Genomic DNA, 26,655 nt, shown 5'->3' with positions numbered 1-26,655 from the left:
GAGCGGCACTGGACCGACCCTCGCGCTCCCATCGCTGCAAGTCTTCACAGACACGTCGAGCAAGTCGACAGCCTTTCCAGTGCTATATGTGCGCTCCATGACGACGATTATACATATTCGCGCACTTATTTAAGTACTAGAGTCAGTCTGCTTTCGGCCTACTTGCTGTGGGCAGACCGTAACGGGCGTCGCGTCCATAAGGACTGAACGCCAAGCCACTGCCTTATTTCGCCGGGAAACTCCGGGCCATCAAACTGACGCACCTCTCGAGTCTTATACCTTAACGATGCATAGTTAAGGGGATGGTCTGCTGGCCGCCTGCCAGCAAAGGGTTTTGAATGCTTTGGGGACGTATGTATTGATACTTCGTAATACATACAAACTCAGCAGGCCGGTGGAAACACCGGCCTCTTCATTGCATCGCGCGCTATTCACCGAAACGGTAGGGGGAGGACTGCAACCGACCCCTTTGAGACGTCCAACGCGAAGGGCCATACCGCCCGGTCACACCTTGCCGCGGAACGCAAGGAAGTAACTGTCATGGAACCGGCACCAACTGGCGCTGTCGGCCAAATGCGGATATTCGCGTCGAGACGCGAAAGCGGACACTCGCAGTATCCCAAGTGGAAACTTGATTGGGGGTCAGCGGGTCTGGCGCCCCTACGCCGTTTGGGGGCATGTCAGATTKGTTCGGACAGCAGCAAATCACGCCGATGCCGCGGCAACGGCTGGATACGACCGTTCGGAGCCCCACTCAGTGCGCCGCGAGGTAGGCCTTGGCGGCGGCAGTCTCCGGTCGCGCGCTGTCCGCATTTTTGGTGAGCACGAGGAGTCGTTTGTAATACTCGACCGCTTTATCGCGTTGCCCTGAGGCGTCCGCGGCGTGCGCGGCGCCGTACAGGCCGTGATAGCGGTTCGGGTACTCCCGCAGCGCCGCCTCGTATTCCCGCAGGGCTTCGCCGGCTCTTCCTTGTACGGCGAGCAAGTCGGCGAGTAACTCGCGCATCGGAAACAGTCGATTCTCCATGGCCACGTTCTTGATGCTGGCGTCCTCGCCATCGGCGGCTGCCCGCATCAATCGCTCCGCTTGCGTGGGGTTGCCCTCGGCTTGTGCGGTCCACGCTGCGACGGCAGCGATCTCCTCGTCGGTTCTGGCCACCCAATAGGACTCGTTTGATTTCCCGAGTTCCTCCCGCAACGTCTTGAGCGCGTCGATCTCCTGTTTTGCGCTCGTCAAGCCGCCACTGCGGGCCATCCCGAGACCGCGCGCAAAGCGCGTGATCGAATCAGCGTATGCCCAGTTGTTCGAGGTAATGGGCAGGGCGGCGGCCGCCTTCCAGTCTGCTCGCTCAAGTGCATAGCGCGCGGGCATCGCCGCAACAGAGTTCTTGTTGCCCTTCAAGACCGGCGGTTTGCGCATGGCGTCGGCTAGGCCTTGTTCGATCAAGGCGCGCGCCTTCACATCCTGCGATAGCTGCAGATGCGCATAGACCATGAAGTCCAATGCGTGGTAGTAATCGGGTTGAACCTCGAGGGCCGCCTGGTTGGATTTGATCGACTCTTCCCAAAGCCCGAGCATCGTGTAGATATGCGATGGCATGTGCCGCGCATGTGGCGCCGCCGGTGCAATGCTGGCGTATTTGCTCGCCGCGGCGAGACCCTTTGCGGCAAGCGGCGGATAATCATAGGCGTGGATCAGGTAATGTGCGGCTCCAGGATGTTGAGGATTCTTCGCGAATAGCTTCTCCAGAATCTCCGCCGACTTACGCTGGTTGGCGTAGGTCCTGTCGCTCACGGGCGCGGCGGCCTGCAGAGCTAGCGCGTAATAGATCCAGACCTCGTCATCGTCCGGATAGCGCTGCGTCATTCGTTGCATTGCGTCAGCGTAAGCCTGCAGGCGAGTGTCCACTGACACTCTATCGTAGTCGCGGTAGTATGCACCGATCGCGTCGATCCAGTCGCGCTCGCGTTGTGTCTTCGCTCCGATCGCACGGGCCTTGGCAACGGCTTCCGAGGCCGCCTGGGCGTCGCGCAGCGACGGCGGGCCCGCAAGCGAATTGCCCAGCAGATTAACGGCGAGTCCCCAGTAAGCAATTGCGCAGTTAGAGTCCTGCTCGACGACCGCATTGAAGGTCTTGCCCGCCTCTGTGAACCAGAAGKAGTGCAACATCGCGACGCCCCGCTCGAAGAGTGGTTGTACCTTCGGGTCGCAGGAAGTGGGGAAGGTGATTTTGCCTAGCTGGTAGGTACTCGCGTGGTGTTCGTCGGCGAGCGCGAAACCCGACCCCAACATCAACGCTGAAACCGCGACACCGGCAATGTTGCGTGGGTGCATGAGTGTCTCCGGTCGATCTCTAGTCTAGCGCTCTCAGTCCAAGAGTCAATTAGACTAACCCTATGGGAATCGGGTCGCAACGACATAGGCAACCTCCGCGAGATGCTTCAAAAATGAAACCGATGGCGAGGGAAACTGGCGGCAATGTGTAAGAACTGCCAAATAAGAACTACAGCTATTCAGGCATTGCGTCGTCCGATCGGGCGATTTGGGCATGTTTCCATGATAAGCACGCAAAGCGCGAAGGAGGGTGATGTGAAGGATAGGTGCCTGATGCGGTGCTGACAATGCGATATGACTGGCCGTGTTGGACGCGACGGTGTCCTAGAATTGAAATGACGGTCTGCGGGAAGTGACCGGCAGATCAGATGCAGCGAGTCCCTGCACCATGCAGAATGGAGGCGTGTCATGCCCACCTATTCGTACCGTTGTGAGAAGTGCGGTCAGGTCTTCGACCACGCTGAACATCTAGCTGAACATGCAACGGCCCATCCGCCGTGCCCCAAGTGCGGCAGCGAAACGGTCCAGCACGTGCCGACGCCGTTTGTGGCGAAGACGGCCAGGAAGAGTTGAGGCCTGCCAGGCCTGCGTGAATCGCGCGTGATGGCGAACGGCAGCTAGTGGCCGATCGTCGACCTCGACGAAGCCAGCAGGGATAGCCGCGCACAGGCTCACGGCGCGAGCATGTTCMTACCAGTGAGATCCGCCATGCGTGGTGACAGTCCTCGTTCGATCAAAGCGCAGGCATCGCGTCCTTATACGCCACGGTTTCCTACATCGGGCGCCACTGGTAGATCGCGTGCAGATTTCCCTTGTAGGAACAGCCATCACGCACGCGACCGTCCGCGAAGCCCCGTGATGCCGTGCCTTATCTCGGATTGCCCGCCGCCGTCAGGCCATTTCACTGACAGCTTCGCCAGCCAGCGCGACCTCCGTCTCGTCGGTCACCGTGCTTTCCGCTATCTCGCTGTCGACTTCGGAAACCATGTCGCCCAGACCGATGGCGACCGTGATATTCGGCGTCCAGTTCTTGCGGTCGGTGCTGACCTCGGCAAACGTGGTCACCGTTGCGGTGTAGCCCTGCGCTCTGAGGTCGTCGGCTAGCCGTTGCGCGCGCGGTTCCAKCGCTGCTTGCGGATTGTCTTCGTTGATGTCGAGTACCAGTCTGGTCTCGAATTCTTCCTTGCCCCTMTGGATTGCCGTTTGCATTGCCTTGAGCTGCTTGTTCGCGAGCGCAACGAGCTTGCTGTACCTGGATTCTTCCTGGCTGGCGCGCAGTGCCTTGGCGGCGTTGATGATTTCGGTGCGGTCCACGAACATGATTGCCTTTCGAGGTGGGGGAGAGAAAGCGCAGGCGCCGCACGGGCTTGACTTCAGGAGCCAGCTTTCCGGGATGCGACCACAACTGTATAAATATACAGTGTTCGCCGKCTAATCGGCAAGTCCCTGACAGCAGATCTGGCGAATCGCGCTATGGTTGACGCGTCTTKACCAAAAGCGGCGCTGCTCGGAAGTGATTGAGTCCCGCACATGGTGGGACAGCACGATATCTCTCCTCGGGCAACTTCTACTTGCAGATCCAGCAAGGCGGGGCACCGCCCCAGGCCAAGGCCTTCTACGACTACATCAGCACGCCCGCCGCGCAGGAGATCACGACCCGGAAATACGCTGTGGGAGAAGATGAAGCGGCTGGCTATCCGGACTTCGGAGTCTGAACCAGGAGGTCACTGATCGGCCCCAGCTAGTTGCTGCAGCAGTMGCCTTTGCCATGTGTTTGAACGGGTGGGCAGGGAACCGACCCGTATKAGCAAAAGACGCAGCAGTCTCCTCGCTTAGGGGTGAGCGTTTGATCGCAGCCCTTACATGCATAGAACCATTGGCACGCTTCGATCGGCATCATTTCTGCCGCCACGTAGCCACAATGAGGGCACGTTAGAATCGACTGAAKAACGACATCGGACATGGCTGGAACGTTGTCTTGGACAGCTTGGAACTCATCATACATCGCCGCTGCCTACGTCATCCGCGCATCGGGCGAAACCCGCGACCAGAAAAGACGTGAAGCGGCTATTTGCTAGCAACGGCGCCTGTCGCCGGCTCGGCCGAGGCAGAGTGTATGGCAAACAGCGCGGCAGTAGCTGCGAGCCCCAATCCGCCCGATATCCATAGTGCTTGCGCGCCCCAGAGGTCGATGCAGATGCCGAACAGCCACGGCGCCAGCGCCTGCGCAGGATGACTAGGATTAGCCCGGCCGTCGCCACGGCCCCTTCGGTCTTTGAGGTCACCAAGTCCGACATGTTGCTGGAGTGCGACGCCGTCAGTCAATCCATCGATACTGCACGGTCAGCGTGATCGTCTTGTAGTCTCCGCCGGCACGGGTGATCCAGCCCTTGGACGCACTGACCTTGCCAGACCAGTTGGTCGCGAGGGGCACCGATAGCGTCAGCCCGTACCGCGTATTGGTGCGGCGATCGTCGTTGCGGACGCCGTCCACTGTCGTATTGCCTCCGCTATAGAAGCCTGCATCGGCGGCGAGCCACAGGCCGGGCCGGAACTGGTATCCGCMATGTAGTTGCACGACTGCTAGTGGGCCCTGCTGGCGTTGCCTGCTGCCCAGAAATTMGTCATTGGCTGTAAAGAGCCAGACCMCGAACGCACCTTCGGCAAACCAGTTGCCAAATGGCGCCGAGACGCCGACTTCCGGCTTGAATGCCCAACGGTTTGCGCCGATATTGATCAGTCTATCCGCGTGATATTGCCCGCTCGGCATTACCACCGTCAGGCTTGTTCCCAGGCTGGGGACTGGCGGATGCCTCGCGAACTCGGCCGGTGTCTTTGCGCCGCCGCCCAGAAGATTGACCGCGAAACGCAGATAGGCGTCGCCGACGCCGGCACGATAGACGCTGTTCGGCGCGTCCAACACGTTCCCCGCGACGTTGGCGCGCGAGTAGGGCAGCACGACGCCAACGGAAGCCGTGCGGCCAAGCAGGTCGAACACCTGCAGATAGCCCAATGCAAAAATGTCGATCTTCGCGCTGACGTCCGTAATCGGCAGGGAGGGGTCGGTCAGCACATCGCCGCCGAGCCTTGCATAAGTTGCCAGCAGGAAATGCGTGCCAACCGGCGCCGCCGAATAGGTGCGCGGCTCGAGTTCCTGGGCCATACAGCCGTCGGCGAGCACGCCAAGGCAAGGCAACAGCCATCGGACCCACGGTGCGTACGCGGCAGGTCTGTCCCACCCTGGCATCTATGTCTCCTCCCGGCTATCCCGCCATGAAAGCCTTAGAACGCGACGGTCAACGCAGCGATCACTACCTGCTCGTGGGATTTTGGATTGAACCAGTATATGTGAAGGCGGGGGGGGCATCCGGAACAACGTCGCGCCATCGGCTGGACGCTGCTCGCAAGCAGCACTGTCAGAAAGAAGCCGACATTCGAATGTCGGCCTGAGAGCGCAGTCCTGTGACCGTAGTTGGCCGGTTGCGCATGAGCAGGGCCGCGCCCGAAACGGTCGCACGAATTCGTATCATCGTTTCGTTGGCCAGCATCGGCCGCGCTAGTACTTGATGTCCCGTTTTTCCTGGCGGCCCTCCTGCTTTGTGTCGCGCTTGTCTTGCCGGCACTGGGAGTTGCTCTTCTGGTTTGCAGCCCGGCAGTCGACCTTGCCCGCGCGCGCTTCCTGTTTGGCAGCCTGGTTTGCGTCCCTGCCTTGTTGGCGCTGTTGCGACTGGTTGGTGGCCAGGGCAGCCCCCGATAGCGCCAGGAGTCCGGCGGCGGCCAGCATTGCGCCCGCCCGCCTCCAAAGTCCATTTCGTGATTMGACCATTTTCACCTCCTCCGTGCTGGGTAGAAACGGCGGTCAGTTGTCGCACAACGCCGCCTTCGCAGGCTCGTAGAGAGCCAGACTGAAGAAGCCTCCTCCGACAAAAGAAAGCATCCCTTGCCCGCAGCCGATGATGGCACGAATGAGTGTCGCCGAGAACAAATTCCCATGCGCAAGCCATTCCTCAAAGGGTGGCAATGGTTCGTGAGTGGCCGACGATCCCACGTCAGTTGCGGCGCGCGTTTCTTTTGCGGGGATATCGCTTGATGGCCCGGCAAGCGACATCGGTCAACCGATCGCCAGTCGGCGCTGCCGGCCCCTGAACAGCCCTTCAATCCGCGATAATGGGTCGAGGTCGAACATGGGCTATGTGCGCTCGGCAAGGTCTCATTACCGGACAACTCGCGGGCACATGGATATGGCCCGTCCTTTCCACTGAAATGGACAAGGCGTTCGGCGGCCTCTGACATTCCGAGGGAAAGTGTATGCGMAGCACTCAGCACCTAGCAGCCAGTAACGCGGTGGCGCAAAACCTGATCCTCCGGATGCTTGCCTGGCTCTGTGTCGCTATGCTTATGTTTCCCGGTGTGGTGCTGGGGATGGACTTCAAGATCTATTACCAACCCCAACTTAAGCTGAAAATGCTTATCGGGGAGGKAAGGATTCAGAATGGTGATGCAGATAAGCTTCTGGCGCTCGCCAAAATAGCTGACCGTGATGACGAAGGACTTGTTACCCTTGTTTTAAATAGTCCKGGAGGAAATGTCGAGGCTGCTTTCCGAGTCGTCGATGCGATGGATGAAGTACGTGTCTATACAATAGTTCCAGATAATGCCAGGTGCGCGTCTGCTTGCGCTTCTATCCTGTTCGCTTCCGGAGAACGCCGAAGTGTTGTTGGTACGGGGCTGCTCGGTTTTCACAGTTGCTATCGGCGCGAAGGACGAACCTATACCGATGACTCGCTTTGCAACGAAATAATCGCGGCCAACGCAATGCAAAGAGGGATCAGCCACGCAGGTATCAATCGTTTCGTCAAGCAATATGGTGCGCGAGACATGGCATGGGTCGAGCGCGACGTCGCTTGTAAGTCGCTGCAGGGGCTCTGTAAGCCAGGGCTACTGGAAGTTCAATACGAGACGAAGATCGCGTTGATGAGAAGTCTTGATTGCAGCAAGCTCATATCTATTAAAGCGCAGCTTGTTTGCGGGGATGCGGAACTTGCTCGTATTGATAGACAGTTGACAGAAATCTATTATCAAAAGATAAAATCATCGCCTGACAAGGATCGGTTACGAGCGGATCAGAGAGCATGGCTTCGCAATTCTCGCAATGTGTGTGGTGATAAGGCTTGTCTACTTCTAAGCTATCATCGCCGCATCGCTGAGCTAAAGCGGATGCGGTCATAAAATGACGTGTCGATCGACGCTGGCCATGCTCAATCGCCAGAGCGTGAGCGTCACCCGGCGCCGCAGCAAAACGGCGCTCCTGAGTGGCGCGCGACATGAGGTGATTCCGCCTGTCCGAGCCTGGGAAGTGGGACGATGACGCCGCCTCTTTCGGGCGGCCAGCCCTCTTCTTCGGCAAGCGCCAGCCAGGAAGCCTCCCCTGGATCCAACTCGCTGAGGTGATTTATGACGTTAACGCCACACTAGCCAAGTCGAGAGACGGATGGATCGAAACGATATGAAATGTTTGCAATCATGGACCTTAATCAAGATAAAGTCTAAGTTTGCGAACATATTCCGGTCTTGACCACAAGCACCCCCATCGCTACCATGTTCGTAATCACAGACCTAAAGCGTCTTATAGTTCAGGATTACGGACATCATGAAACGAGACGAATCTCCACTTCTGCCTCTTTMCCGGCTCACTGAAGCCGAGCAGCTCGGTGAGCGTATCACTCAGCTGCGCCAAGGCCTGAGGCTACGCCAAGCGGATGTTGCTGCGCGCGCCGGGCTCTCCCGGGGAACCGCGATCCTGATCGAAAAAGGTGATCCGGGACGGACTCTTACGCAGCTCCTGCGCTATGTTCATGCCCTGTCGCCGGAAGTCACCCTGCAGGCGCTCCTGGMAGGCGATGTGCCGGCATTGATCGCCTTGCATGCGCGCAAGCTGCCACAGCGCATTCGCTCCGCAAGCAAGGCGGAACTGCGTGAACTCGATTTCTAAGGATAAACCTTGGCCCCTCGTCGCGCTCCCAACAAGGTAGCGGTATTCGCCCACATCGCCGATCAGGCGGAAKGGCATCACTTCGTGCCCGCAGGACTGCTCAGTCGCGAGGCGTCCGCGGGTCGGGAAACCGTCAGCTTCGCCTATGGCACGCGTTACCTGCAGCGGCCGAACGCCATCGAGGTAGACCCTCGCGCGCTCACCTTGGCGCAGGCGCGGCAGGCGGAGCCCGGCACGGTTTGGTACCCGCTGCCCGAGGTGAACGAATTTGGGGGGATCCGCGATGCTGCGCCCGATGCCTGGGGCCGCCGCGTCATCGAGGCGCGGCTCAATGCCGCGCCGAACTCGCTCGACGAATTCACCTACCTGCTGGAGGCCGGCAGCGACCGCGTTGGTGCGCTGGACGTGCGGGAGGACACAAAGAGCCCCGCTCACAAGGGGGCCGGGGGGCTGATCGATCTGCCATACCTCTTGCAGGYGGCTGACGCGGTCGAGAGCGGCGAGCCCATTCCGGCGAACCTGTTGCCATACCTMGGCGGCGTGCCGTCGGCCGGCGGCGCGCGCCCGAAAGCTTCCGTGCGGGAGGCCGACAGCGTCCTGTGGCTGGCCAAGTTCCCGTCCAAGACCGACACGCTCAACATGGCAGTCCTCGAGGCCGGCGCCCTGGAGATCGCGCGGACCGCCGGGCTTTCCGTTCMGCCGGTGAAGATGATCGCGGTCGGGGGCAAGCCGGTGCTGATGATCCGTCKGTTCGACCGCTACTGGGCGCCGGCCGGGCAAGCGCTCTCGGCCATGGCGCGCGGCTACGACACCGAGCCCATGCCTGGTTATACCGAAGGCCGCATAGCGCAAGTCAGCGCCTTGACCCTGATGGGATGCCCGGAGATGGAGTCGATGGCCAAGGGCTACAAGGATCTGGCCCAGACGATTCGCGAGCAGGTCGTTGCGTCGTGCGTGAAAGCCGACAACGAGGAGCTGTTTGCCCGCATGGTGCTTAACATCTTCCTGACCAACGACGATGACCACCTGCGCAACCACGCGTTTGCCTACGACACGCAGCTGCAGGGCTGGCGCTTGAGCCCGCTGTATGACGTCGTGCCGCGGGCGTCCGTCTCCATGGAGCGCCGCCTGCACCTGAGCGTGGGCACGCAGGGGAAGCTTGCAACCCTCGACAATGCGATGAGCGAATTCTCTGCTTTCGTGGCGGACCGGCCTAAGGCGCTCGACGTGATTCGCCGGGTATGGAGTGCAGTGCGGGGCTGGAAGAACATTTATGAAGGCCTGGGAGCCACCCCGGATCTGATTCGCACGCTCGAGCAGGCCGTCCGAAGCCTCTCGGACATTGCGAGTCCGCCGCTGGAGAAGGACATCCGGCGCGGCGCGGAAGCCAAGGCAGCATAGAAAAACGGCGAGGAGATCCTTGCCGTTTCCCGACAGGGTTGGCAGTCACACGGGGCTGCAGGCCCATCGACCGCTAATCMCCAACAATCTCCTCCCCCTCAGACAGTGCCGCGAATTGTGGCGCTTCTTCGGCACGGCCCGCAGGACGCAACCACGACTCTTTCCGGACAATGGCGGTGTCGGATTAAATCACGATTACCCCAAGCTGTCCKATGCCGTCGACGCAGCCAAGCAAGCCGCCACTCCATTCTGGCTTCCGCTTGTGCAAACGCCTCAGCTTCCTCCGTGGTCGATTCTTCCCGCTCGAAAGACCGTTTGAACAATGCCAGCGAGTGTGTGGTGTTTCACCAGGACGAACCCCTGATGCTTCCCGGAGGACAGGAGCGTCGCAATTTAKAACAAGAGTCCGAATAGGCGCTTTAGCAGTTCTTCGAGGGGCATCATGGTCAGTGCCAGCGGTACAATTGGAATTAGGACAGCCGCCGCAAGTTGCACAATGGCATCCCTAGTGATAGGKGCGAGGCGCATGCCGCGTACCACCTCGAAACTATTGGCCAGATCGGCAAGCGACTGAATGTCGCCGCTACCCACCAAGGGTTCGTCGATTGGCGCGCCACCACGTAGCCATTTGGTATCAAACTCGCGCACATAGCGTTCTGCCAGAGCACCATACTCATTCAGGCCTATCCGCTTCGTCTGTGCAAGCTGAGGCGCAAATACCAGCAACGGGCCGAAAACCACACCCAGCAGAAAGACGACCATTACAACGATTTCCATCTTGAATTCCGGTAGCGCTGCTCGAAGGAAGAAAATGCGATTACCGAGATTTGCGGCAAGCATGACTCCATGCGCCGCGAGAAGCAGTGCGAAGGCATTGACGGTATTGGAAAGAAAGCCGAGTCCACCGACACGATCCGGATGAGTCGGAATCAGGCTCAGCTTAATGCGCGATACCTGCCAGAGAAAGCGCATCCAAATGAATAGCCTGAAATACCATCGAATTAGCAGGAACTGGAAAAGCGGCAAGCTCACGTAGCCATACCAGATGCCGGCCAGTGTGAGCGTCAAGCCGCCGCCAGTAGGCGATGCGTACCATGTGGCCGCTTGGAGGCCGGTATAATGACGCCAAATGATCAGGACGCCGACTCCATATACGAGGGCGACCAACAGCACCTCCGCTAGCACGGAATTGCGCAGTCGGAATGCCGCGTTAATGGCGCCATCAAATTGATCCGTAGCGGCTTCGGGGATCAAATTCCGCTCCGTGAACGCCTGGCCGATACCAAGTAGGCGCCGGTGCACCACCAGTTCCGCAGCGATTAGCAAGGGTACTGCAACAAGGAAACGGAGGTGAACTTCCATGTCCATCAGGAACGGCACCGTCGCACCTTTGCCCAACAAACTTCCTTCGAAGGCAGAGAGCAACAGAAGCGGCAACCACGCGAAGAGGGATAGGAAGACGATGCGTTGGCGCGCCAATAGCAATGCATCGTCGGACAAGTGTGTCCGACGCAGCAGTTGATAGAGCGGCCCTCCTAAGACCAGCGAAAAATTTTTCCGATCTCGCAGAATATCGTCACCGGAAGTGGCTGCGGGCTGCGTTCGCTTCAATCMAAAGCTTCGGCCGCTACTCATTTCGTTTCACCAGTCATTTCAACAACCCAGTCAGGCGGCGCAATACGGCTGCGCATACGCTTAGCCAACGCCACGATCTCGTAGCCGTTCGTCTGCGCAAGCGCACGCGCTGCGGAAACGCTTTCCGCATACGACGGCAGCAGGCAGGCCAGCAGGCACATGGCAGCAATGAGCAGCGCCGTCAGCGCGGCAATGGACGCCCAGCGGGCGGAATCCCCATTAGCCATTCTTGCCACCCTCAGCCCGACGACCATCGAGATTGCGGAGGTGGGACCGATCGCAAGCTGGCGGGACGCACCGAACAACGCGTAGAGCAGACCGCCGACGAGATAGCAGTAGATGCCGTAGTCGGCGAGTGTCACGCCGGCAATGGCATCGTGCGCCAGCCATTGCGGCTGATAGGTGGAAAACCACTGAACTGGAGGAAGTACCGCGCGCCACCGGCCCACGGAAGCGCCGCTGGTGACTTCGCCAGCAGTGCGGGGCGTTTCAGTCACGGCTCCTCCCTTCGTCAGAACCAAGAGACGGGGAGCCAGAACGGGCCGGCCACAGGCGTGCCGTCTTTACTACCCATTTGGACAATAGTGTAGGGCAGGGCGCGCTTCCGGAAAGGAGAATATTGATTCCAGAAATCGAGGCTGGGAACCATCCCCTCTTGCGTATTCGGGGCGAGCCGGCTTTGACACTACGCGAGGTGGGACATCCGTGGGCGGTTCATGAAATCGGCAGCAAAAATCATATTGGCATTTCCCGACACATGGGAAGAGCCTCCACCCCTCATCTCGCCATGGTCAGAGCGCGGGGATCGGTCGCGCATTAGGTGCCTACGTCGGCACGCGGCGTGTAAGTTGTAACTGAGTTCGTAGCAACAGGTCTGCCAAGCCATTGAAGTCCMGAAAAATCTTAGAACCCATGGAACCCTCACACAAAAGTCTCTCTGGAGCATGTTTTATCCTGCCAGGCTGACAAGAGTGGTACGAATATTGAGKACGCTTGGCTKCGTCGCATGGGGCCCGGGCATTTTGGAATTACGCCTCGCCACGATAACGTCGCACGCCATTGGCGTGCGGCACGTTATGTTGGAGTTTTCTTTTCGTCACACAGACGTGCGCCGCGCGGATCCCGAGTCGGGGATAAGCAGGCAGCAAGCTGTAAGACCCGAATGCCGCGTCGCGGGGGGGAATCGGCCGAGAGGCGGAAGTCCGCGGCCTGCGTMGCGCGCTTGCTTGCCAGATGGACATCAAGGATCTGGTCCGCCGGCCGGCAAAACGTGGACCGAACTTGCTCGTTGTCTGACGCAAATGTGACGCTATGATGGAAGCGCGGGGGTAAGAGTATCCCCCCGGATTTACGACCCGAGCATGGGAATCCCGCGGGTTAGTCAGTCGAGCGACTTTGCGACCGCACGGGCCGGATCATGCAACCTCACTTGGAGGCGCACGACATCATGCCGACTTCCCCGACCGTTGCACCCCCAAGTCGCATGCCCCTCCTGAAAGGGCTGCTGCCGGTCAATCGCGCGCAACTGCCGCACGACATCATCGCCGGCATCACACTGGCCGCCCTCGGGATCCCTGAAGTGATGGGGTACACCAAGATCTCGGGCACGCCGACCGTCACGGGCCTCTACACGATCTTGCTGCCGCTGGTGGTCTTTGCCCTTCTGGGGGCGTCGCGCCATCTGGTTGTTGCCGCCGATTCCGCAACCGCAGCCATCCTCGCCAGTTCCCTGGTTGCGGTGGCGACGCTTGGCAGTCCGGAATATGTCGGGCTGACGAGCGCCGTTGCACTCGCTGTTGCCGTCATGCTGGTTCTGGCGCGCATCCTTCGCCTGGGGTTCCTGGCCGACTTCCTGTCGCGCAGCGCACTGATCGGCTTCCTGACCGGTGTCGGCGTACAGGTCGCTGTTGGCGAGCTTGCCGGGCTGATCGGGCTGCCCAAACAGGGACATGGGCCGCTCATGCAGTTMGCCTCGGTTTTTCAGCGCATTGGCGAGGCCAGTTATGTCACGGCTGCCCTGTCGTTCCTTGTGCTGGCAGTGATCCTGGGATGCAAACGTTTGGCGCCACGTGTACCCGGTCCGCTGATTGCCGTGGTCGGCGCGATCGCCTGCAGTGCGGCATTCAATTTCGGGAAGCACGGCATCGAGCTGGTCGGCAAGGTGCCCAGCGGATTGCCATCGCTGTCGCTACCGCCGCTGCATCTCGCGCACCTGGAACAGGTACTGATAACCGCCGCCTCCTGCTTCATTGTCATCATCGCGCAGAGCGCCGCGACCGCACGGGCTTACGCCAACCGGTACAACGAGCGCGGCGACGACAACCAGGACATCGTTGGCCTTGCCGGCGCAAATGCAGTGGCCGCGCTGACCGGCACCTTCGTGGTCAACGGGAGCCCGACCAAGACGGAGATGATCGACGATGCAGGCGGTCGAACCCAGTTCGCCCACCTGACGACCGCCGTCATCGTGCTGCTGGTGCTGCTGTTCATGACCGGGCCGCTAAGCTTCCTGCCGGCTGCCGTCCTTTCGGCAATCGTGTTCATGATCGGCGTCAAGCTGATCGACGTGAAAGGCATGACCGAGCTTTACAACTTGCAGAAGGATGAGTTCGTGGTTGCCCTAATCACGACGGGCGTAGTGGTTTTTGTCGACGTCATGCACGGCATCCTTGCCGCCGTGYTGTTGTCCCTAATCGACCATACGCGTTATAGCTACCGCCTGCGCACCCGAGTGCTGACACCGCACCCGAACGGTCAGTGGACGGCAAATGAAGTGGCGCCAGACCTGTTCGCCTCACCGGGCATCGTCGCCTATCGCTTCGAGGCCGATCTGTTCTACGCGAACGCGGGCCGCTTCATGGAGGAGGTGCTGAGGCTGATCGATCAAACGGGCTCGAAGGTGAACTGGGTCATCATCGATGCCTCGGAAATCTTCAACGTCGACTATAGCGCCGGCAAGACGTTGCAGCAGCTTCGCCAGGAGCTGGAACGGCGCGGCATAGGTGTCGCCGCAGTCGCCATTMCCGAAGGCGTACTTGACGAACTCCAGCGCTATCGCACCCTTGGCGGMATCGCCGGGCGGCAGGAGGTCTTCGTGACCGTGGACGACGCCATCAAAGCCCTGCGTGATCGGCCTCCGCCTGCATCAGGGCCAGCGTCTGCCGGCACGCCGGGTTGACATACACGATCACGCGCCGTTCGAGTTMAAGTGAGCATGCCATGCCAAAGACTGCCGAGTTGCAACGAGATGGATCGTCGGCAGTGCACGCGGAGCCGCATGCCGCCCAAGTGCACAAGGATCTCTCTGAGCTGTTTGGTGGCCGCGGCACACGGGCATCGCGCATCGACGCGGGAAGGGCCGCACGTCGGCTTGCGCCGCGGGCCCAGCTTGCAACATGTACGCTGGCGGACMGCGATCCGATTGCGCTGCTCGAGGCTTCCAATGCAGGCAGGCTGCGAAACCTCATACCGATCCGCTATGGCCGCATGGTGGCCAGTCCATTCGCCTTCTATCGCGGGGCCGCGCCGCTGATGGCCTTCGACCTGGCCAGGTTGCCCAATTCGGGAATCATCGTGCAGCTAGGCGGTGACGCCCACCTGGCAAACTTCGGCTTGTTCGCCAGTCCCGAGCGCAGGATACTGTTCGGGCCGAATGATTTCGATGAAACGTTGCCCGGACCATTCGACTGGGATGTGCGCAGGCTGGCCGCATCCTTCGTCATCGCCGGACGCGAACGCGGCCTTGGCACGCGAGAGCAGCGCGCCATTGTGCGCCGGCTGTGTGCGACGTTCCGCGAGTGCATGACCACGTTCAGCGCGATGGACACGCTCGACGTCTGGTACTACCAGTTTGGTGCCGAGAACATGCTGGCCATTGCGGACACAGTCCAGGAGCGGAAAAAAGAGGAGGCAGTGATCAGCAAGGCCAGGCAGCAATCGTCGCGGCTCGTGCTGAGCCACACCGCGGCAGTTGTCAACGGCAAGCTGCGCATCAAGGAGGAGCCACCTCTGGTCTATCACTTTCCCGTAAAGAGCCAGAAGGAAGCGAAGMAGTTCGACGATACTGTCAGGCGCTTCTTTGCCGAGTATCGCCTGACTGTGACGGGTTCGGTACGCGCACTGTTTGATCGCTACGAGTTGGTCGACACGGCGGTGCGCGTCGTCGGCGTGGGCTMGGTTGGCACGCGTTGCTATGAGGCGCTTTTCATGGCGGATGGCCGGAGTCCACTCTTCCTGCAGGTCAAGGAGGCACGTGCATCGGTGCTGGAGAGATACCTGCCAGCGAGCAAGTTCCCCAACCACGGTGAGCGAGTCGTGAACGGGCAGCGCCTGCTGCAGTCGTCCAGCGACATCTTCCTCGGGTGGTCCAGGGTGCGCACAACGGGCAACGACTTCTACGTGCGTCAGTTGCGCGACATGAAGGGCGCTTTCGACTTTAATACCTTCAACGCGAAGGATCTCAGCGAGTATGCAGTGTCTTGCGGGCACGCGCTGGCCCATTCGATGGCTAAGGCCGGCGATCCCGCCACGATCCTTGGGTATGTGGGTAAGTCGGATGCTTTCGACGAAGCCATCCAGCAGTTTGCCATTGCCTACACCGAGCGCAATGAAATGGACTGGTCGGCCCTGAAGGCGGCGGTGAAGTCAGGGAGGGTGCAGGCGCTGCGCGAATGAATACTGGCAGTACCGCGTTCCCTTGTCTTATAGCCGGCTGCCGACCGTTTCGCCCCGCGCCCGACGCCAATCGTTCCTGCCGCCTACTTGGTCGACGCGGGCGGGGCGTCCTACCGAGCCGACCGATTACGCGCCGTTCATTCTTTCGCGAGTGCCGATGTCGCACGCGGCGCCTCGATAGTTTTACCGCTCGGCGCCGCTGCTCGTMTGCGCATCCTATGGTTGGTGGGACTAGTATTGGTATTCGACTTTGACTGGCGGCAATCTTTGCCCTTTATAGTGAGAGTCAATGAGGCTTGTAGCTGAACTTCTGGCMGCCAATGCTCGCCTCGTACATCAAGCCGCCCTTGGTCACTGTAAATGTCGCCATGCCCTTGTGATAGCCACCCGCAGTCTTGGCGTCTTTCTTGCCGGCGCTCGCACGCGCAGAAGTGCCCGTCGTGCTTGTCTGCGCGCCCGCTGCCGCTGTGATCGCAACCGCGGAGGCATCTGCGCCAAACTCAAAGTTACCGCCGGTAAATTCCTTGAGCGCCCGCTCATCTTCGAACACGATCATCTCGCTATAGGCTTCGCCGCMAAGCTGAAAGCCCACGGTCACCTGGGTCATCGAAGTGTCGCCGATATACTTTCCCTTTTCGTACACACGGCCCTTGCCATGGGCCCCTCCTATGCCGACAGCTCCCTTGCCAATCGTGGGAAATACGGCGTAGCCGTAAGCAGATTTTAGGAGCTCGCCACTTTCTCCCGCATTCCTGAACAGCTTGATCGTGTCCGTATACTCGTCCGCCCAGGCAGAGGAAATCGGTAACAGCAACGACAAGACTGTGAGAATCGATATCAGACGTTTAAGCATGATTTGTTMTCCATCATGGTTGAAATTTATCGTGTACAGCACCATCCACGTGGCTACGTCTTTTCAATTTTTCTGCCGCGACCAAGGCAGTTAGCGTCGACTCGTGAGCTTGTTGTAGTTAGATATCAGGATAGGCGAGATAGGGCTCAGGGAAAATCCTCCGATCGAGTAGTAGTGCAGTTCGCCCGGAAGCGGGTACCGCGCGCGCGCCACGCCTCGCTGGTCGCCAGCCTCAGGCTTCGCCGGCCCCACCATCTTCTTTGCAGCAGGACGGCCTGGTACTGCTCGGCGAAGTTGGCAAGGGTGAGCTGCCAATCACGCCGGCGGCTCTTAGCATCGCCGCAACCCAGCTTCGGAATTCCGGACAAGCAACCTTCGTTTCAATGATGTCGGAAGCTTGCTTAAAATGCTGATCCGGTCACGCGCGTCGTGCGCTCAGGTGCGGAGATGGCCGTGACCGTGCCGCGAACGGTCGCGAGCTATTGGTGGAATTCGACAGCACCCGGATTATCGCAGGGGGCCTGGGCCAGATTGCTCTGCGCTGAGGCTAGGAGAAGGGCAGCCTAGGGGACGCCTCGCCCTCACAAGTATGCCCCCACGAGGCGTCGCATCTTATGTGAAGGTCCGAGATCAKAGAATCACTGTAACCCGGCCACAAAAGGGGCCGCCGACATCGAGACGCATTGCCTATAACGGGGCCGGCCTCTACATACCTCATTCGTTGGCCTCCATTTGTCCTCCACGACGGTCGCTTCGCCTTGCTTTCCTAGCTCGACCCGGGACGACGCCCACAGCGCTAGCGACGCAACAAAGTCGTCCAGCTGATGCAGGTCATGGCTTTCGCTAGGTATTGCCATATAGGGGTCATCGTACTTTCCTTGCATTTTCTGGCGGTATGCACAGGAATGGGCTTATCTATCAAGCGTTTGCAAACACTCCGGCGGCACGTGATGCATTGCGCCGGAAAACCTTGCTACAGGCGGCTCTGCGGTCTGCTACCGCCATTTTTTTTTGGAAAGTACGATGACCCCGAGGAGGAGTTGCGCAAAGTTTGCGCCGAACAGGCTGCGTGGTCGTTGCCGGCTTGGCGCAGGGTGTCGAGAAGGGGCGCGCCAGTGCCTTTTCTCAACGCTCCAGAAAGAGCCGTAACTTGTCAGCGCGACTGGGATGCTTGAGCTTGCGCATCGCCTTGGCCTCAATCTGACGGATTCGCTCACGGGTCACGTCAAACTGCTTGCCGACCTCTTCAAGCGTGTGCTCAGAGGTAGTATCGAGTCCGAATCGCATCCGAAGGACCTTGGCCTCGCGCGGCGATAACTCGCCGAGTGCCCCATCGATCTCTGCGCGCAGGCTCGCCTGAATCGCGGCTTCAGCCGGTGAACTCGCAGAGACATCCTCAATCATGTCGCCGAGCGTAGCGTCGGCGTCGTCGCCCACAGGGGTCTCAAGCGAGACAGGCTGCCTCGCGAGCTTGAGGATATCTCGCACTTTCTGCTCGGACATCTCCATGCGTTCGGCGAGGACGGCGGGATGGACTTCCTGGCCAGTCTGTTGCAGGAATTCGCGCGAGATCCGGTTCAGCTTGTTGATCGTCTCGATCATGTGCACCGGCACCCGAATCGTCCGTGCCTGATCGGCAAGCGCGCGCGTGACAGCCTGCCGGACCCACCAAGTGGCATACGTCGAAAACTTCCAGCCGCGCCGGTATTCGAACTTGTCCACCGCCTTCATCAGGCCGATATTGCCTTCCTGGATCAGATCCAGAAACTGCATGCCGCGGTTCATGTATTTCTTGGCAATTGAAATGACGAGACGGAGATTCGCTTCGATCATCTCTCGCTTGGCCTGCCGCATTTTCAACTCGGCAGAACTCATCTGGCGGTTGATCTGCTTGAGCTGCTGGAGCGGCAGCAAGACCCTGKCCTCGATGTCGATGAGCTTCTGTTGGCAGGCCTGAATGGCCGGCAGATGTCGCTCGAGCGCCGCGCCAAACCGCTGCGAAGTCGCAGCCACGTGGCTGGTCCATTCAAGGTCTGTCTCGTGGCCCGGGAACGAATCGACAAACGCCTCGCGTGGCATGCCGCAACGTTCGACGGCGATCTCCAGGATGCTGCGCTCGACCGCACGAACCTCGGTAACCTGTTCATGCACACTGGCACACAGGCGGTCGATCGTTTTGGCCGTAAAGCGGATCGGCGCCAGTTCGCGCTGGATCTCCGAACGTACTTGCGCCACGGCTGCGGAACGGGCTTTTCCAGTAACGGGTGTTTCCGGCATCTGCTCGAACAGGGCACGCACGCGCGCGAATATCGCAAGACTGTCGATCGTCAGTTGTTCAAGACGGACTGCGTTCGCTTTGTCCGGATCCCCGGCATCCGTTTCAACGTCTTCATCGTCCGGGTCGTTGTCGGAGGTGTCCGCCTCCACTGGACCGTCATCGGATTCTGGCGTCATTTCGCCTTCGTCCGCGTGGTCGCTGATGCCGTCGACCAGTTCGTCGATACGCAGTTCGCCAGCGACGATGCGGTCCACATCGGCAAGAATCATTGACACGATCGACGGGCACGCGGCGATCGCCTGAATCATGTCCTGCAGGCCGCCTTCGATGCGTTTTGCGATCTCGATTTCGCCGGCGCGGGTCAGCAATTGATTTGCGCCCATTTCGCGCATGTAGAGCCGGACCGGATCAGTCGTGCGGCCGAATTCGGAATCGACAGTCGACAGCGCMGCTTCCGCTTCCTCAGCCGCCTGATCGTCGGATGCTGCCGCGCCAGGCGCGGCGTCGCTTAACAGGAGCGTCTCCGCGTCCGGCGCCTGCTCATACACGGCCACCCCCATGTCGCTGAACGTGCTGACGATCGTCTCCATCGCAGCGGTTTGCGTAAAGTTGTCAGGCAGGTGATCGTTGATGTCCGCGTGGGTGAGATAACCGCGCTCACGGCCAAGCGCGATCAGCGCTCGCATCTGGCGTTGACGCTCCTCATCCCGGTGCGTAGACACGATGTCCAGCGGTATTGCGACGGCCTGGGTCTTTCCTGCCGACCTGCGGCGGCTGGTCTTGGAGGTGATCTCGATCAAGCGGGATGCTGAGTCGGCGCGAACCGGATTTGCCAATCTATTCTCCTGGCCGGGTAGGCCGACGATCGTCGCGGACATGACGGCTGGGTCACGCCTGCGGGGTGCGAACGAAATCGTGGAATGACGCACGGACTGTCGAGGCCGGAATGCCTCCCGCAGGAATCCGGTGTGCGCAAAATGGGGGACCATGAATGATACTGGACCTCGTTGTGCGGMGCAACAGGCAATGGCCTTCAGTCTCGCCGTTACCAGTCATTGGTGACGCCACGCGGCAGATGATGGGCCGGCTCAGGCTCACGGTGGCGGCACGCGCGGCCAGCTACGCGCCGCGGTACACGCCGTAAAACGGGCGATGCCGTCTCTGGCCGTGGCCCGGGACGGCTGCTCTCAGAGGGGATGGATCGAGTTTCAGCGGCCTGATAGATCCGTCTGACGCAGTCACCTAATGTTGGGACTCAGAAGGACGAGCCGTCGGCATCAACGTCGTCAAGCACCTCGCGCACGGCATTTTCGATGACATCGAAGTAGCGCTCCGGTACGCGTGTCGCATATCGCTTGCGCTTTTTGTTCGCGATCGTGCCGCCGGCGTCCATGCAGATGATGATCAGCGTGGTCAGGTCGTTGCCCATCAAGTCCACCTGTTCGTTCACGCTACGCAATCTGGTCGTAGCGAGCGATGAACTCGGTTTCGTGCCGCAGTTCTACCTCCAGCGCCAGTTCCGCCATCTTGAAGCCAAAAGCGACGCACGGCGTGGCATCCCAGTACCGAAACATCGCGTCGTCGCTTTTGAAAGAGAAGCGGTAGTCTCCTTCGCCAATCCACTGCACGCCAACGAGATCCCGCGCCGGACGGGAATAGGACTGCAAGGCGGCCAGGTACTCGGCCTCGTGCCGCTTCATGGCTACGGAAACGGGAATTCGTAGCCAACAGCCATGACTTTTTGCACTCGCGTAGGAAAAGTTATAGAAGTGAAGTGTACGCGTGGATTTTGTGAATCGGTGTMGATGCCAAGGTAAAGACCACAAAGATATCTATTAGGCACTTGTAGCCGCTTAAATCTTGTCACGCGTCCTCGGGCGTTGCTGTGACAAGTCCGGCGTCGCATCGCCGCCCGGGAGTGATTCCCGCGCGCCTGAGGCTATGCGTAGGTTTGCGTAGCTTCAGGGAAGCGGTGCGTGCCCTGGGCAGGGCCGAGATAGACGAACCGCAGGTGGCCTTGAGTCGCGCCGCCTTGTTGGACGCGGCAGCAATCTTCGAGTCCCTGGCTTGATGACTGCTTATGGCCGGCAAGTGCCTGATCGACCCCGAGATCCGCCACGCCAGTGTCAGTCGGCAAGAGTTGCCCTTCGGCCTGGGGCAGCCTCTACGACTGCGTCTAATCTCAAGCGGTCATTCGAAGGGGAAAGTGGACCGCAGGCTCATGGGCGCCATGCACCGAAATCGCCACAGCCCAACGCGCGCTCCGCGTGAACTGCGTACCCCCGTCATGGACAACGCTGCGAACTTCGCAGGGGCGCACAAATCCGCATAAGGAGGTCGAGGCGTCGCTTGCGCGATTCATCGAAGGCTTTGACCAGCCCGACATCGTCCGGGCGTGCGCGTTACTGGGGCGTTAGTCCTGGTTGAGCCGCTCCGGGTCCGCCGCTTCAGAGACTGGTGCATATAACGGCGCGCCTAACACTTTCCAAACGCCGAGGTTGATACAACTCCTGCATACCAACCGGACAGGAGGCAACCATGGAAGGTGCTCAGAGTGAAACCGTCGCCACCGCGCTCAAGCCACATTTTCGATCGCGACAACTATGCGCAACTGGCGGAGATCAAGCGCAAGTACGACCCGGCAAACCTGTTCCGCGTGAATCAGAACATCAGGCCCGCCGGACGCAACACGCTTACGACATGGGGCGCGGGTAGCCGTTGCGCCCTGGTCCAGAAGTCCGGCGCGACGCCGCTGCCACGATGGGGTGGCAGCCCGTCCGCACCTGGCAATGGCTTGCACGGCAGAGGCGATCCCGTGCGGGCAGTGCCGTTCCGTAGCTGATCGCCTGCACGAGGAGGGCCGTCGCGGCAACGCCGCCGACCCCCCTGTTGGAGATAGCAATGCATAAGACTCTTGCCAAGACCCTGCTTGCCGCTGCCGCACTTGCCGCCGGGCTCAGCCAGACCGCCCACGCCGGTGCATATGCTGATGCGCTGATCGTTGCCGCGCCGGGACATACCGGCCAGCGCGACGCTTTTACCGATGGCGCGCACCGCCTGACCACCGAGGCCACMATGTTGCCCGTGGTCGCACAGCAGGGCCGGTCCGTGTGCGCGGTCCGTGGCTTTGATCCGTACCAGGACGGCATGCGCAAGCCTGATCCTTACACCGATGGCGGCCGCATCAGCTCGCGCGATGGCTTCACCGACGGYGCGCGCAGCGATGCACTCGCCAGCGGGGAGTGCCTGTCCTGAGCAGGGCACGGCAACGGGGCGATTTGTCCGGGCCGCTTCGTTGTTTAGGCGCGGGAACATGCGCCTGCCTCCGGCTCGTGGCAGATCAGCCAGTCGGCCCACTGCGGCCGTGGAACAACTCGCCCCTACGGCTCCCGGTGGAAAGGGCGAGTTGTCGTCGGGGCACTACGCAGGCGCACTTGGCCGTCAAGTTTCGCTGGCTGTCAGGCGCGTGCTGCGCCGCCTCGACCGCCCGCAACCGCCAACGATGCGATATGCATCGCTGGCCAATTGAGAGTCCGTCAGCTTGTCGGGGGCCGAAGTTCGAACGACCGAGGAATCGCGGGGGCAACGGCGTTTCATGGCCGGTCTCGGGCGGCTGACCACCGCCAGGCCGTGGCTATCTCTTGTTCACGCTGAAATGTCTGCCGCTTGTCGGTCCATTCGGACGTACGCCCGCTCGTGATCAGTMATTTGCCGCGGATAAGTCAATTGTTGCTTCATGGGCTATCCGGCGCAGATAGTCCGCCATCGCCGCAAACCGCCGTTGGGATTCACGCTCGAAGACCCATGCCGCCAGCGGGTCAAAGATGCGCAGGGATGGCCGCAATTTGATGCTGAACGTATAGATCAACTCTGACTGGCCTGCCGCAATATCCCGGTGGCGCATCGACGCCGCCCAGAACTCAATCAGCCCCGAGGGACGGACACTTGCCGCGGCGGCAATTTCCGGTGGGCGGTAGCTCACAAACTGCGTACGCATCGCKAGGCTACGCATCCAGCCGCGTCCAGTGTTGGCGGTAATCGCTCCGACATAAGGATATGTACCACCTCCCTCAACATGGGCCGATGAGAGCAGGGTATCCCAGAGAAGGCGCTTTTCGTGGTTGTGGAATACCTCGAAGGCGTCGACGGCTGAGCCGGGCATGGTCAGGATTAGGCGTCGTCTGGCCATCGTCATTGCTCCTCGACAGATGTGCTGATACCCCACTGCCGGAACAGCGGCTCGAATTCCGCCAGGTCGAGCAACCCCATGCAAGCGCGGGCGCCAAGAAAGGGCGGCGGCCCAGCAAGCATCTTGCGCGTGACCAGCAATGCCGACATGCAGGGCACCTCGGGCCCGTTCTTGTGTGGTGCGGTCAGGTGCCATATCGACTGCCCCGGTGTCCCATCCGGACGCACGCCGCTTACACTGACCCGCATGCCCCCGTTCTCGCTGCCGAACCGGTCCAGCAGCATCGTTGACATGCGGTCGAGCAGTCGCGCGCCGCGCGCAAGGGGAACGGCCAGACCGTGCCGGCGTAGCGCGCCTGCAAGCCAGAGCACCGCATGCTGGATCCGCAGTTCGAGTGCTGCATGAAACTCTACGGTCCGCACGGATGGGTAGCGCTGTGGAAATAGCGCGAGGTCAGGGACATCGCAAGCGGCGGCCAGGCGCGTACCCAGGCCGGGGAACATCATGGTGCGCAGATCCTGCCAGCCATATGCCTCCCGCCATGAACCGTCTTCCCACCTCGGGATAGGTGCGCCGGCATAGCTAAATACAGCCTTGAGCGTGGCTACGCCCCTGGGCGCCTGCTGGCCCGGTGCAATCGCCACGCTGATGCAATCCATCCGGGAGAAGCCTGCGGAAAGCTTGTCCACGACGKCGCTGGATAGCGCGGGAACGCTGCTTGCCCCGCTGACGGCGCAGATTCCGGCGCTGCGTGCTCGGATGTCCAGATGCTTTGCKAAGCCGGCTACGAAATCGCGGCCATCGGAAAGGTCTACGTAGTGTGCACCGAGCGCGCATGCGGCCTCAGCGACGCGGTAGTCTTGACCCTGGAATGGCCCGGCGCAATGGACGACCAACTCTGGTCGCAGCTTAGCAAAGTCCGTCCGGAAATTGGGCGAGAGGATATCTAGCGTGGCGGTGCGCACCCCCAGCGTGCATGGCGGCGTGCCCCTTGAACTCTCGCTGCGTCCCGTGGCGATGATCTCATGCTGGGCGTCCGCCGCGAGGCTCCGGCAGATTCGCGCCCCAAAATTGCCTGTGCCGCCAACTACCACGATCCTCATTTCTGCTCCCCTGTCTGCTTGATCCTTACCGCAAGCGCCGGGATGATCTTGGCGGTGCTGTTCATAGCCCCGCCAATGTGGGCTTGGTCACCATCAGGAAGTACACTGCAATCATCGAGCCGAAGGCCRGATATCCAAGCCATTCCCACAGCCGCGCGCAACGCCAGTAGCGCGGCGGCAATGTAGTCTGGCCGGCGGCCTGGGCTCGGGCAGCCATGTCGGCCATATGAAGCTGAAGCTTTACGACCGGCAGCCAGCAGACACCTGCGAGCAAGAACAGCACCACTGATCCGATCAGCCACGGTGTCTCCCACCCCCATCCAGCCGCCTGCGCAAGCCAGAGCCCGKACAACGGTTGAAAGACTGCGGCCGGCGCAGTGAACCAGAAATCGGCACGCACCACAAGCCGGGAAACCGCGGCAATTACCGGGACAGATCGCGTCCGGTTCGCGAAGAAGAAATAGAACGCGGTTCCGAATCCAGTGCCAGTCAGCACAACGGAAGAAATGATATGAAGAGCCTTGACGGCCAGATAGGCGTTCATGGCGCCGCTGCTTTCTTGTCAATGAGGCCGAGGATCCGAACTGACTGCTGTCAAGGGCATGCCGTCATCCGGTCTTTTTCATTCTGAAATTTCCACGTAGACAGAAATCACGGGCMAGCGAGCATTTCGCCCGTGCACCGTCCCTGCAGACTACTGTTTGAGGCGCCTCACCGTTCGGCTCACCTTCGCTCCAAGACCCAATGTMTTCATCAGCGTATCGGGCTTCATGCGCAGCATCTCGTCGGACCAAGTGGTGACCGTTTCAAGGAACGTCAGGGTGTTGCGGATGCGCTTTTGCACTTCCGGGTCTTCTTCGCTGAGTTCCGGGCTTGCAAGGCTATCCCGCAGCGTGGCCAGCGTTGGGTCGAGCTCGCGCTGGCGGCGGCCTTCCACGATCAGGCGGAAGAGTTCCCAGATATCGGTGGACGTTTCAAAGTGGTCGCKGCGGTCGCCCATGATGTGGACAACGCGCGCCAGCTTCCAAGACTGAAGTTCCTTCAGGCTGTTKCTGACGTTCKAGCGCGCAACGCCGAGCGTCTCGGCAATGTTATCTGCAGTGACCGGGCGACCAAGCAAGTAGAGCAAGGCGTGGATTTGCGCGACAGTCCGGTTCACGCCCCAACGGGTGCCCATTTCCCCCCAGTGCAGGATGAAGCGTTCGGAGACGGGTGTGAGTTCCATGGCTTGAAGCCTAGGTTCTTCAGTTATTTCTGTCAAGACAGAAATAACTGAAGAACGGTAGCTTAATCGCGAGTCTTGGCTGGCCCGCAAGGTGGCATGCAATTGCGGCTAGCGGCACAAATGGCCGATGACGCGAGGAGAGTGAATGGCATGTGAACGTCCGCCGCCCCTTTGCGCCGTACGGCCCCCGCCATCGACGGCCGCAGTCTGACGTAAAGCCGCCGTCCGGATGCATTCCATGTCTGGGCCAGGCCTGCGACCAAGATAAGCCCTTATGCTCTGCAGAGCATAAGGGCTTATCTTGGTCAGGGGCCGTGAGCAGGCGGTGGCAGACCTGCGCACCGAACTGGCGGCCGTGCAGGCGAGGGCGCAAGCCGCCGCCGTGGCCGGTGCCGAAGTGCGGGCACGCTTGCAGGCCGAGCGCGACGCGCTCGGCGAGCAACTGGCGCAGGCACAGCAGGCGCTCGGACAAGGGCAGGCGGCACAAGGAGCGCTGCAGGCCGAACTGGACGCGGCGCTGCGGCGCGCCGAGCGTGCCCAAGCCGAAGCCACCGCGTCGCGCCGCCTGGCGCCGGGCGCCGGTGGCGCGCACCAAGTTCAAGCCGGGGCCGGCCTGAAGAGAATAGGGGGGCGAGGATTTGTCCACTGCGCCACGGGATAAGCCTGTGGACAAGCCGCGCGGGGGCCGAGTGCCGACGGCGTCAACCGATTTGATTAAAATTTAAACAAAGAGGGCGAGCCACGCCTTCCCGGCGGCGCCGCGCCCGGATCGCTCGCCTCCMTAAATGGGGTGATCGTGCTTTCGCTGCAAAATGATACGCCGGGCGGCCACCAAAGCACCGGCCACGGGCCCCGGGCTCGCTTGCACAATTGCATTTGCGAGCTAATGCTTGTTCTCATGTCACCTGCGCGGAGCAACATCATGGACACACGAAGCGAACTGCAAGCCACTGTGGACGCTCTGGTTCAA

General features: G+C 60.6%; 24 protein-coding genes and 3 pseudogenes. 10 read left to right on the top strand and 17 right to left on the bottom strand.

Features of this window, described 5'->3' with window-relative positions:
• Positions 1 to 754 precede the first annotated feature (754 nt).
• A complete protein-coding gene (locus AC1DKV_RS34515) occupies positions 755 to 2,335 on the bottom strand; it encodes a hypothetical protein (RefSeq protein ID WP_477139117.1) in 1,581 nt (526 codons plus the stop codon).
• A 408-nt stretch (positions 2,336 to 2,743) separates the two neighbouring features.
• Between AC1DKV_RS34515 and AC1DKV_RS34510 the strand changes: the two genes are divergently transcribed.
• On the top strand, positions 2,744 to 2,908 hold the full coding sequence (locus AC1DKV_RS34510; protein WP_045243030.1) for an FmdB family zinc ribbon protein: 165 nt from the start codon (positions 2,744 to 2,746) through the stop codon (positions 2,906 to 2,908).
• 318 nt (positions 2,909 to 3,226) lie between these two features.
• Here AC1DKV_RS34510 and AC1DKV_RS34505 read toward each other — a convergent pair whose 3' ends face one another.
• Complete coding sequence (locus tag AC1DKV_RS34505; protein WP_477139116.1) at positions 3,227 to 3,655, bottom strand: hypothetical protein; 429 nt, start codon at positions 3,653 to 3,655, stop codon at positions 3,227 to 3,229.
• A 251-nt stretch (positions 3,656 to 3,906) separates the two neighbouring features.
• On the opposite strand from AC1DKV_RS34505, the gene AC1DKV_RS34500 reads away from it, so the two are divergent.
• A complete protein-coding gene (locus AC1DKV_RS34500) occupies positions 3,907 to 4,050 on the top strand; it encodes a hypothetical protein (RefSeq protein ID WP_441623578.1) in 144 nt (47 codons plus the stop codon).
• A gap of 26 nt (positions 4,051 to 4,076) precedes the next feature.
• On the opposite strand, the gene AC1DKV_RS34495 is transcribed toward AC1DKV_RS34500, so the two are convergent.
• The 4 genes from AC1DKV_RS34495 to AC1DKV_RS34480 form a co-directional block, all read right to left on the bottom strand.
• On the bottom strand, positions 4,077 to 4,298 hold the full coding sequence (locus tag AC1DKV_RS34495; protein WP_477139118.1) for a GDCCVxC domain-containing (seleno)protein: 222 nt from the start codon (positions 4,296 to 4,298) through the stop codon (positions 4,077 to 4,079).
• 354 nt (positions 4,299 to 4,652) lie between these two features.
• Positions 4,653 to 5,498 (bottom strand): transporter, encoded by an 846-nt coding sequence (locus AC1DKV_RS34490; RefSeq protein ID WP_477139115.1) that lies wholly within the window; start codon positions 5,496 to 5,498, stop codon positions 4,653 to 4,655.
• A 393-nt stretch (positions 5,499 to 5,891) separates the two neighbouring features.
• On the bottom strand, positions 5,892 to 6,161 hold the full coding sequence (locus AC1DKV_RS34485; RefSeq protein WP_477139114.1) for a hypothetical protein: 270 nt from the start codon (positions 6,159 to 6,161) through the stop codon (positions 5,892 to 5,894).
• A 33-nt stretch (positions 6,162 to 6,194) separates the two neighbouring features.
• On the bottom strand, positions 6,195 to 6,443 hold the full coding sequence (locus AC1DKV_RS34480; RefSeq protein ID WP_441623573.1) for a hypothetical protein: 249 nt from the start codon (positions 6,441 to 6,443) through the stop codon (positions 6,195 to 6,197).
• Between the two features lie 200 nt (positions 6,444 to 6,643).
• Between AC1DKV_RS34480 and AC1DKV_RS34475 the strand changes: the two genes are divergently transcribed.
• The 3 genes from AC1DKV_RS34475 (at position 6,644) to AC1DKV_RS34465 (ending at position 9,728) form a co-directional block, all read left to right on the top strand.
• On the top strand, positions 6,644 to 7,564 hold the full coding sequence (locus AC1DKV_RS34475; RefSeq protein ID WP_477139113.1) for a lysozyme inhibitor LprI family protein: 921 nt from the start codon (positions 6,644 to 6,646) through the stop codon (positions 7,562 to 7,564).
• A 421-nt stretch (positions 7,565 to 7,985) separates the two neighbouring features.
• Positions 7,986 to 8,327, top strand: coding sequence for a helix-turn-helix transcriptional regulator (locus tag AC1DKV_RS34470; RefSeq protein ID WP_477139112.1), 342 nt, complete (start codon positions 7,986 to 7,988; stop codon positions 8,325 to 8,327).
• Positions 8,328 to 8,336: 9 nt separating this feature from the next.
• Positions 8,337 to 9,728, top strand: coding sequence for a type II toxin-antitoxin system HipA family toxin (locus tag AC1DKV_RS34465; RefSeq protein ID WP_477139111.1), 1,392 nt, complete (start codon positions 8,337 to 8,339; stop codon positions 9,726 to 9,728).
• A 393-nt stretch (positions 9,729 to 10,121) separates the two neighbouring features.
• Here the strand turns inward: AC1DKV_RS34465 and AC1DKV_RS34460 are convergent, their stop codons facing one another.
• Both AC1DKV_RS34460 and AC1DKV_RS34455 read right to left on the bottom strand, forming a co-directional pair.
• Positions 10,122 to 11,339 carry a hypothetical protein gene (locus tag AC1DKV_RS34460; protein ID WP_477139110.1) on the bottom strand — a complete coding sequence of 406 codons (1,218 nt, stop codon included), beginning with the start codon at positions 11,337 to 11,339 and terminating at the stop codon, positions 10,122 to 10,124.
• A gap of 161 nt (positions 11,340 to 11,500) precedes the next feature.
• Positions 11,501 to 11,860, bottom strand: a pseudogene (locus AC1DKV_RS34455) (SulP family inorganic anion transporter); the annotation flags it as partial.
• A gap of 986 nt (positions 11,861 to 12,846) precedes the next feature.
• On the opposite strand from AC1DKV_RS34455, the gene AC1DKV_RS34450 reads away from it, so the two are divergent.
• On the top strand, positions 12,847 to 14,541 hold the full coding sequence (locus AC1DKV_RS34450) for a SulP family inorganic anion transporter (protein ID WP_477139109.1): 1,695 nt from the start codon (positions 12,847 to 12,849) through the stop codon (positions 14,539 to 14,541).
• A 41-nt stretch (positions 14,542 to 14,582) separates the two neighbouring features.
• Positions 14,583 to 16,037 carry a DUF2252 domain-containing protein gene (locus tag AC1DKV_RS34445; RefSeq protein ID WP_477139108.1) on the top strand — a complete coding sequence of 485 codons (1,455 nt, stop codon included), beginning with the start codon at positions 14,583 to 14,585 and terminating at the stop codon, positions 16,035 to 16,037.
• A gap of 286 nt (positions 16,038 to 16,323) precedes the next feature.
• Here the strand turns inward: AC1DKV_RS34445 and AC1DKV_RS34440 are convergent, their stop codons facing one another.
• From AC1DKV_RS34440 to AC1DKV_RS34425, 4 genes are all read right to left on the bottom strand, one after another.
• Positions 16,324 to 16,890 (bottom strand): lipid-binding SYLF domain-containing protein, encoded by a 567-nt coding sequence (locus tag AC1DKV_RS34440; protein ID WP_477139107.1) that lies wholly within the window; start codon positions 16,888 to 16,890, stop codon positions 16,324 to 16,326.
• A 1,125-nt stretch (positions 16,891 to 18,015) separates the two neighbouring features.
• Positions 18,016 to 20,046: an RNA polymerase sigma factor RpoD gene (rpoD, locus tag AC1DKV_RS34435; RefSeq protein ID WP_477139106.1), complete on the bottom strand. Its 2,031-nt coding sequence runs from the start codon at positions 20,044 to 20,046 to the stop codon at positions 18,016 to 18,018.
• Positions 20,047 to 20,423: 377 nt separating this feature from the next.
• Positions 20,424 to 20,618: a hypothetical protein gene (locus AC1DKV_RS34430; protein ID WP_441623556.1), complete on the bottom strand. Its 195-nt coding sequence runs from the start codon at positions 20,616 to 20,618 to the stop codon at positions 20,424 to 20,426.
• 1 nt (position 20,619) lies between these two features.
• Positions 20,620 to 20,868, bottom strand: coding sequence for a hypothetical protein (locus AC1DKV_RS34425; RefSeq protein ID WP_441623554.1), 249 nt, complete (start codon positions 20,866 to 20,868; stop codon positions 20,620 to 20,622).
• Between the two features lie 893 nt (positions 20,869 to 21,761).
• On the opposite strand from AC1DKV_RS34425, the pseudogene AC1DKV_RS34420 reads away from it, so the two are divergent.
• Both AC1DKV_RS34420 and AC1DKV_RS34415 read left to right on the top strand, forming a co-directional pair.
• Positions 21,762 to 21,848 (top strand): annotated as a pseudogene (locus AC1DKV_RS34420) (BBE domain-containing protein); the annotation flags it as partial.
• A 221-nt stretch (positions 21,849 to 22,069) separates the two neighbouring features.
• Positions 22,070 to 22,423, top strand: a complete 354-nt coding sequence (locus tag AC1DKV_RS34415; protein WP_441623552.1) for a hypothetical protein — start codon at positions 22,070 to 22,072, stop codon at positions 22,421 to 22,423.
• Positions 22,424 to 22,868: 445 nt separating this feature from the next.
• Here AC1DKV_RS34415 and AC1DKV_RS34410 read toward each other — a convergent pair whose 3' ends face one another.
• From AC1DKV_RS34410 to AC1DKV_RS34390, 5 genes and pseudogenes are all read right to left on the bottom strand, one after another.
• Positions 22,869 to 23,357: a hypothetical protein gene (locus AC1DKV_RS34410; RefSeq protein ID WP_477139105.1), complete on the bottom strand. Its 489-nt coding sequence runs from the start codon at positions 23,355 to 23,357 to the stop codon at positions 22,869 to 22,871.
• Positions 23,358 to 23,359: 2 nt separating this feature from the next.
• The gene (locus AC1DKV_RS34405; RefSeq protein WP_477139119.1) at positions 23,360 to 24,046 is read right to left on the bottom strand and encodes a saccharopine dehydrogenase family protein; all 687 of its coding nucleotides are present in this window, start codon (positions 24,044 to 24,046) and stop codon (positions 23,360 to 23,362) included.
• A gap of 60 nt (positions 24,047 to 24,106) precedes the next feature.
• Positions 24,107 to 24,460 (bottom strand): annotated as a pseudogene (locus AC1DKV_RS34400) (NAD-dependent epimerase/dehydratase family protein); the annotation flags it as partial.
• Positions 24,461 to 24,521: 61 nt separating this feature from the next.
• Complete coding sequence (locus tag AC1DKV_RS34395; RefSeq protein ID WP_477139104.1) at positions 24,522 to 25,004, bottom strand: DUF2269 family protein; 483 nt, start codon at positions 25,002 to 25,004, stop codon at positions 24,522 to 24,524.
• Between the two features lie 150 nt (positions 25,005 to 25,154).
• Positions 25,155 to 25,685, bottom strand: coding sequence for a GbsR/MarR family transcriptional regulator (locus tag AC1DKV_RS34390; protein WP_477139103.1), 531 nt, complete (start codon positions 25,683 to 25,685; stop codon positions 25,155 to 25,157).
• 301 nt (positions 25,686 to 25,986) lie between these two features.
• Between AC1DKV_RS34390 and AC1DKV_RS34385 the strand changes: the two genes are divergently transcribed.
• Positions 25,987 to 26,346 (top strand): hypothetical protein, encoded by a 360-nt coding sequence (locus tag AC1DKV_RS34385; RefSeq protein ID WP_441650264.1) that lies wholly within the window; start codon positions 25,987 to 25,989, stop codon positions 26,344 to 26,346.
• Positions 26,347 to 26,655: the final 309 nt, after the last annotated feature.

This window comes from Cupriavidus sp. 05T41 (genome assembly GCF_056396525.1).
Note: the sequence above shows the minus strand (reverse complement) of the source record. Positions and strands in the feature narration are given on the sequence as shown.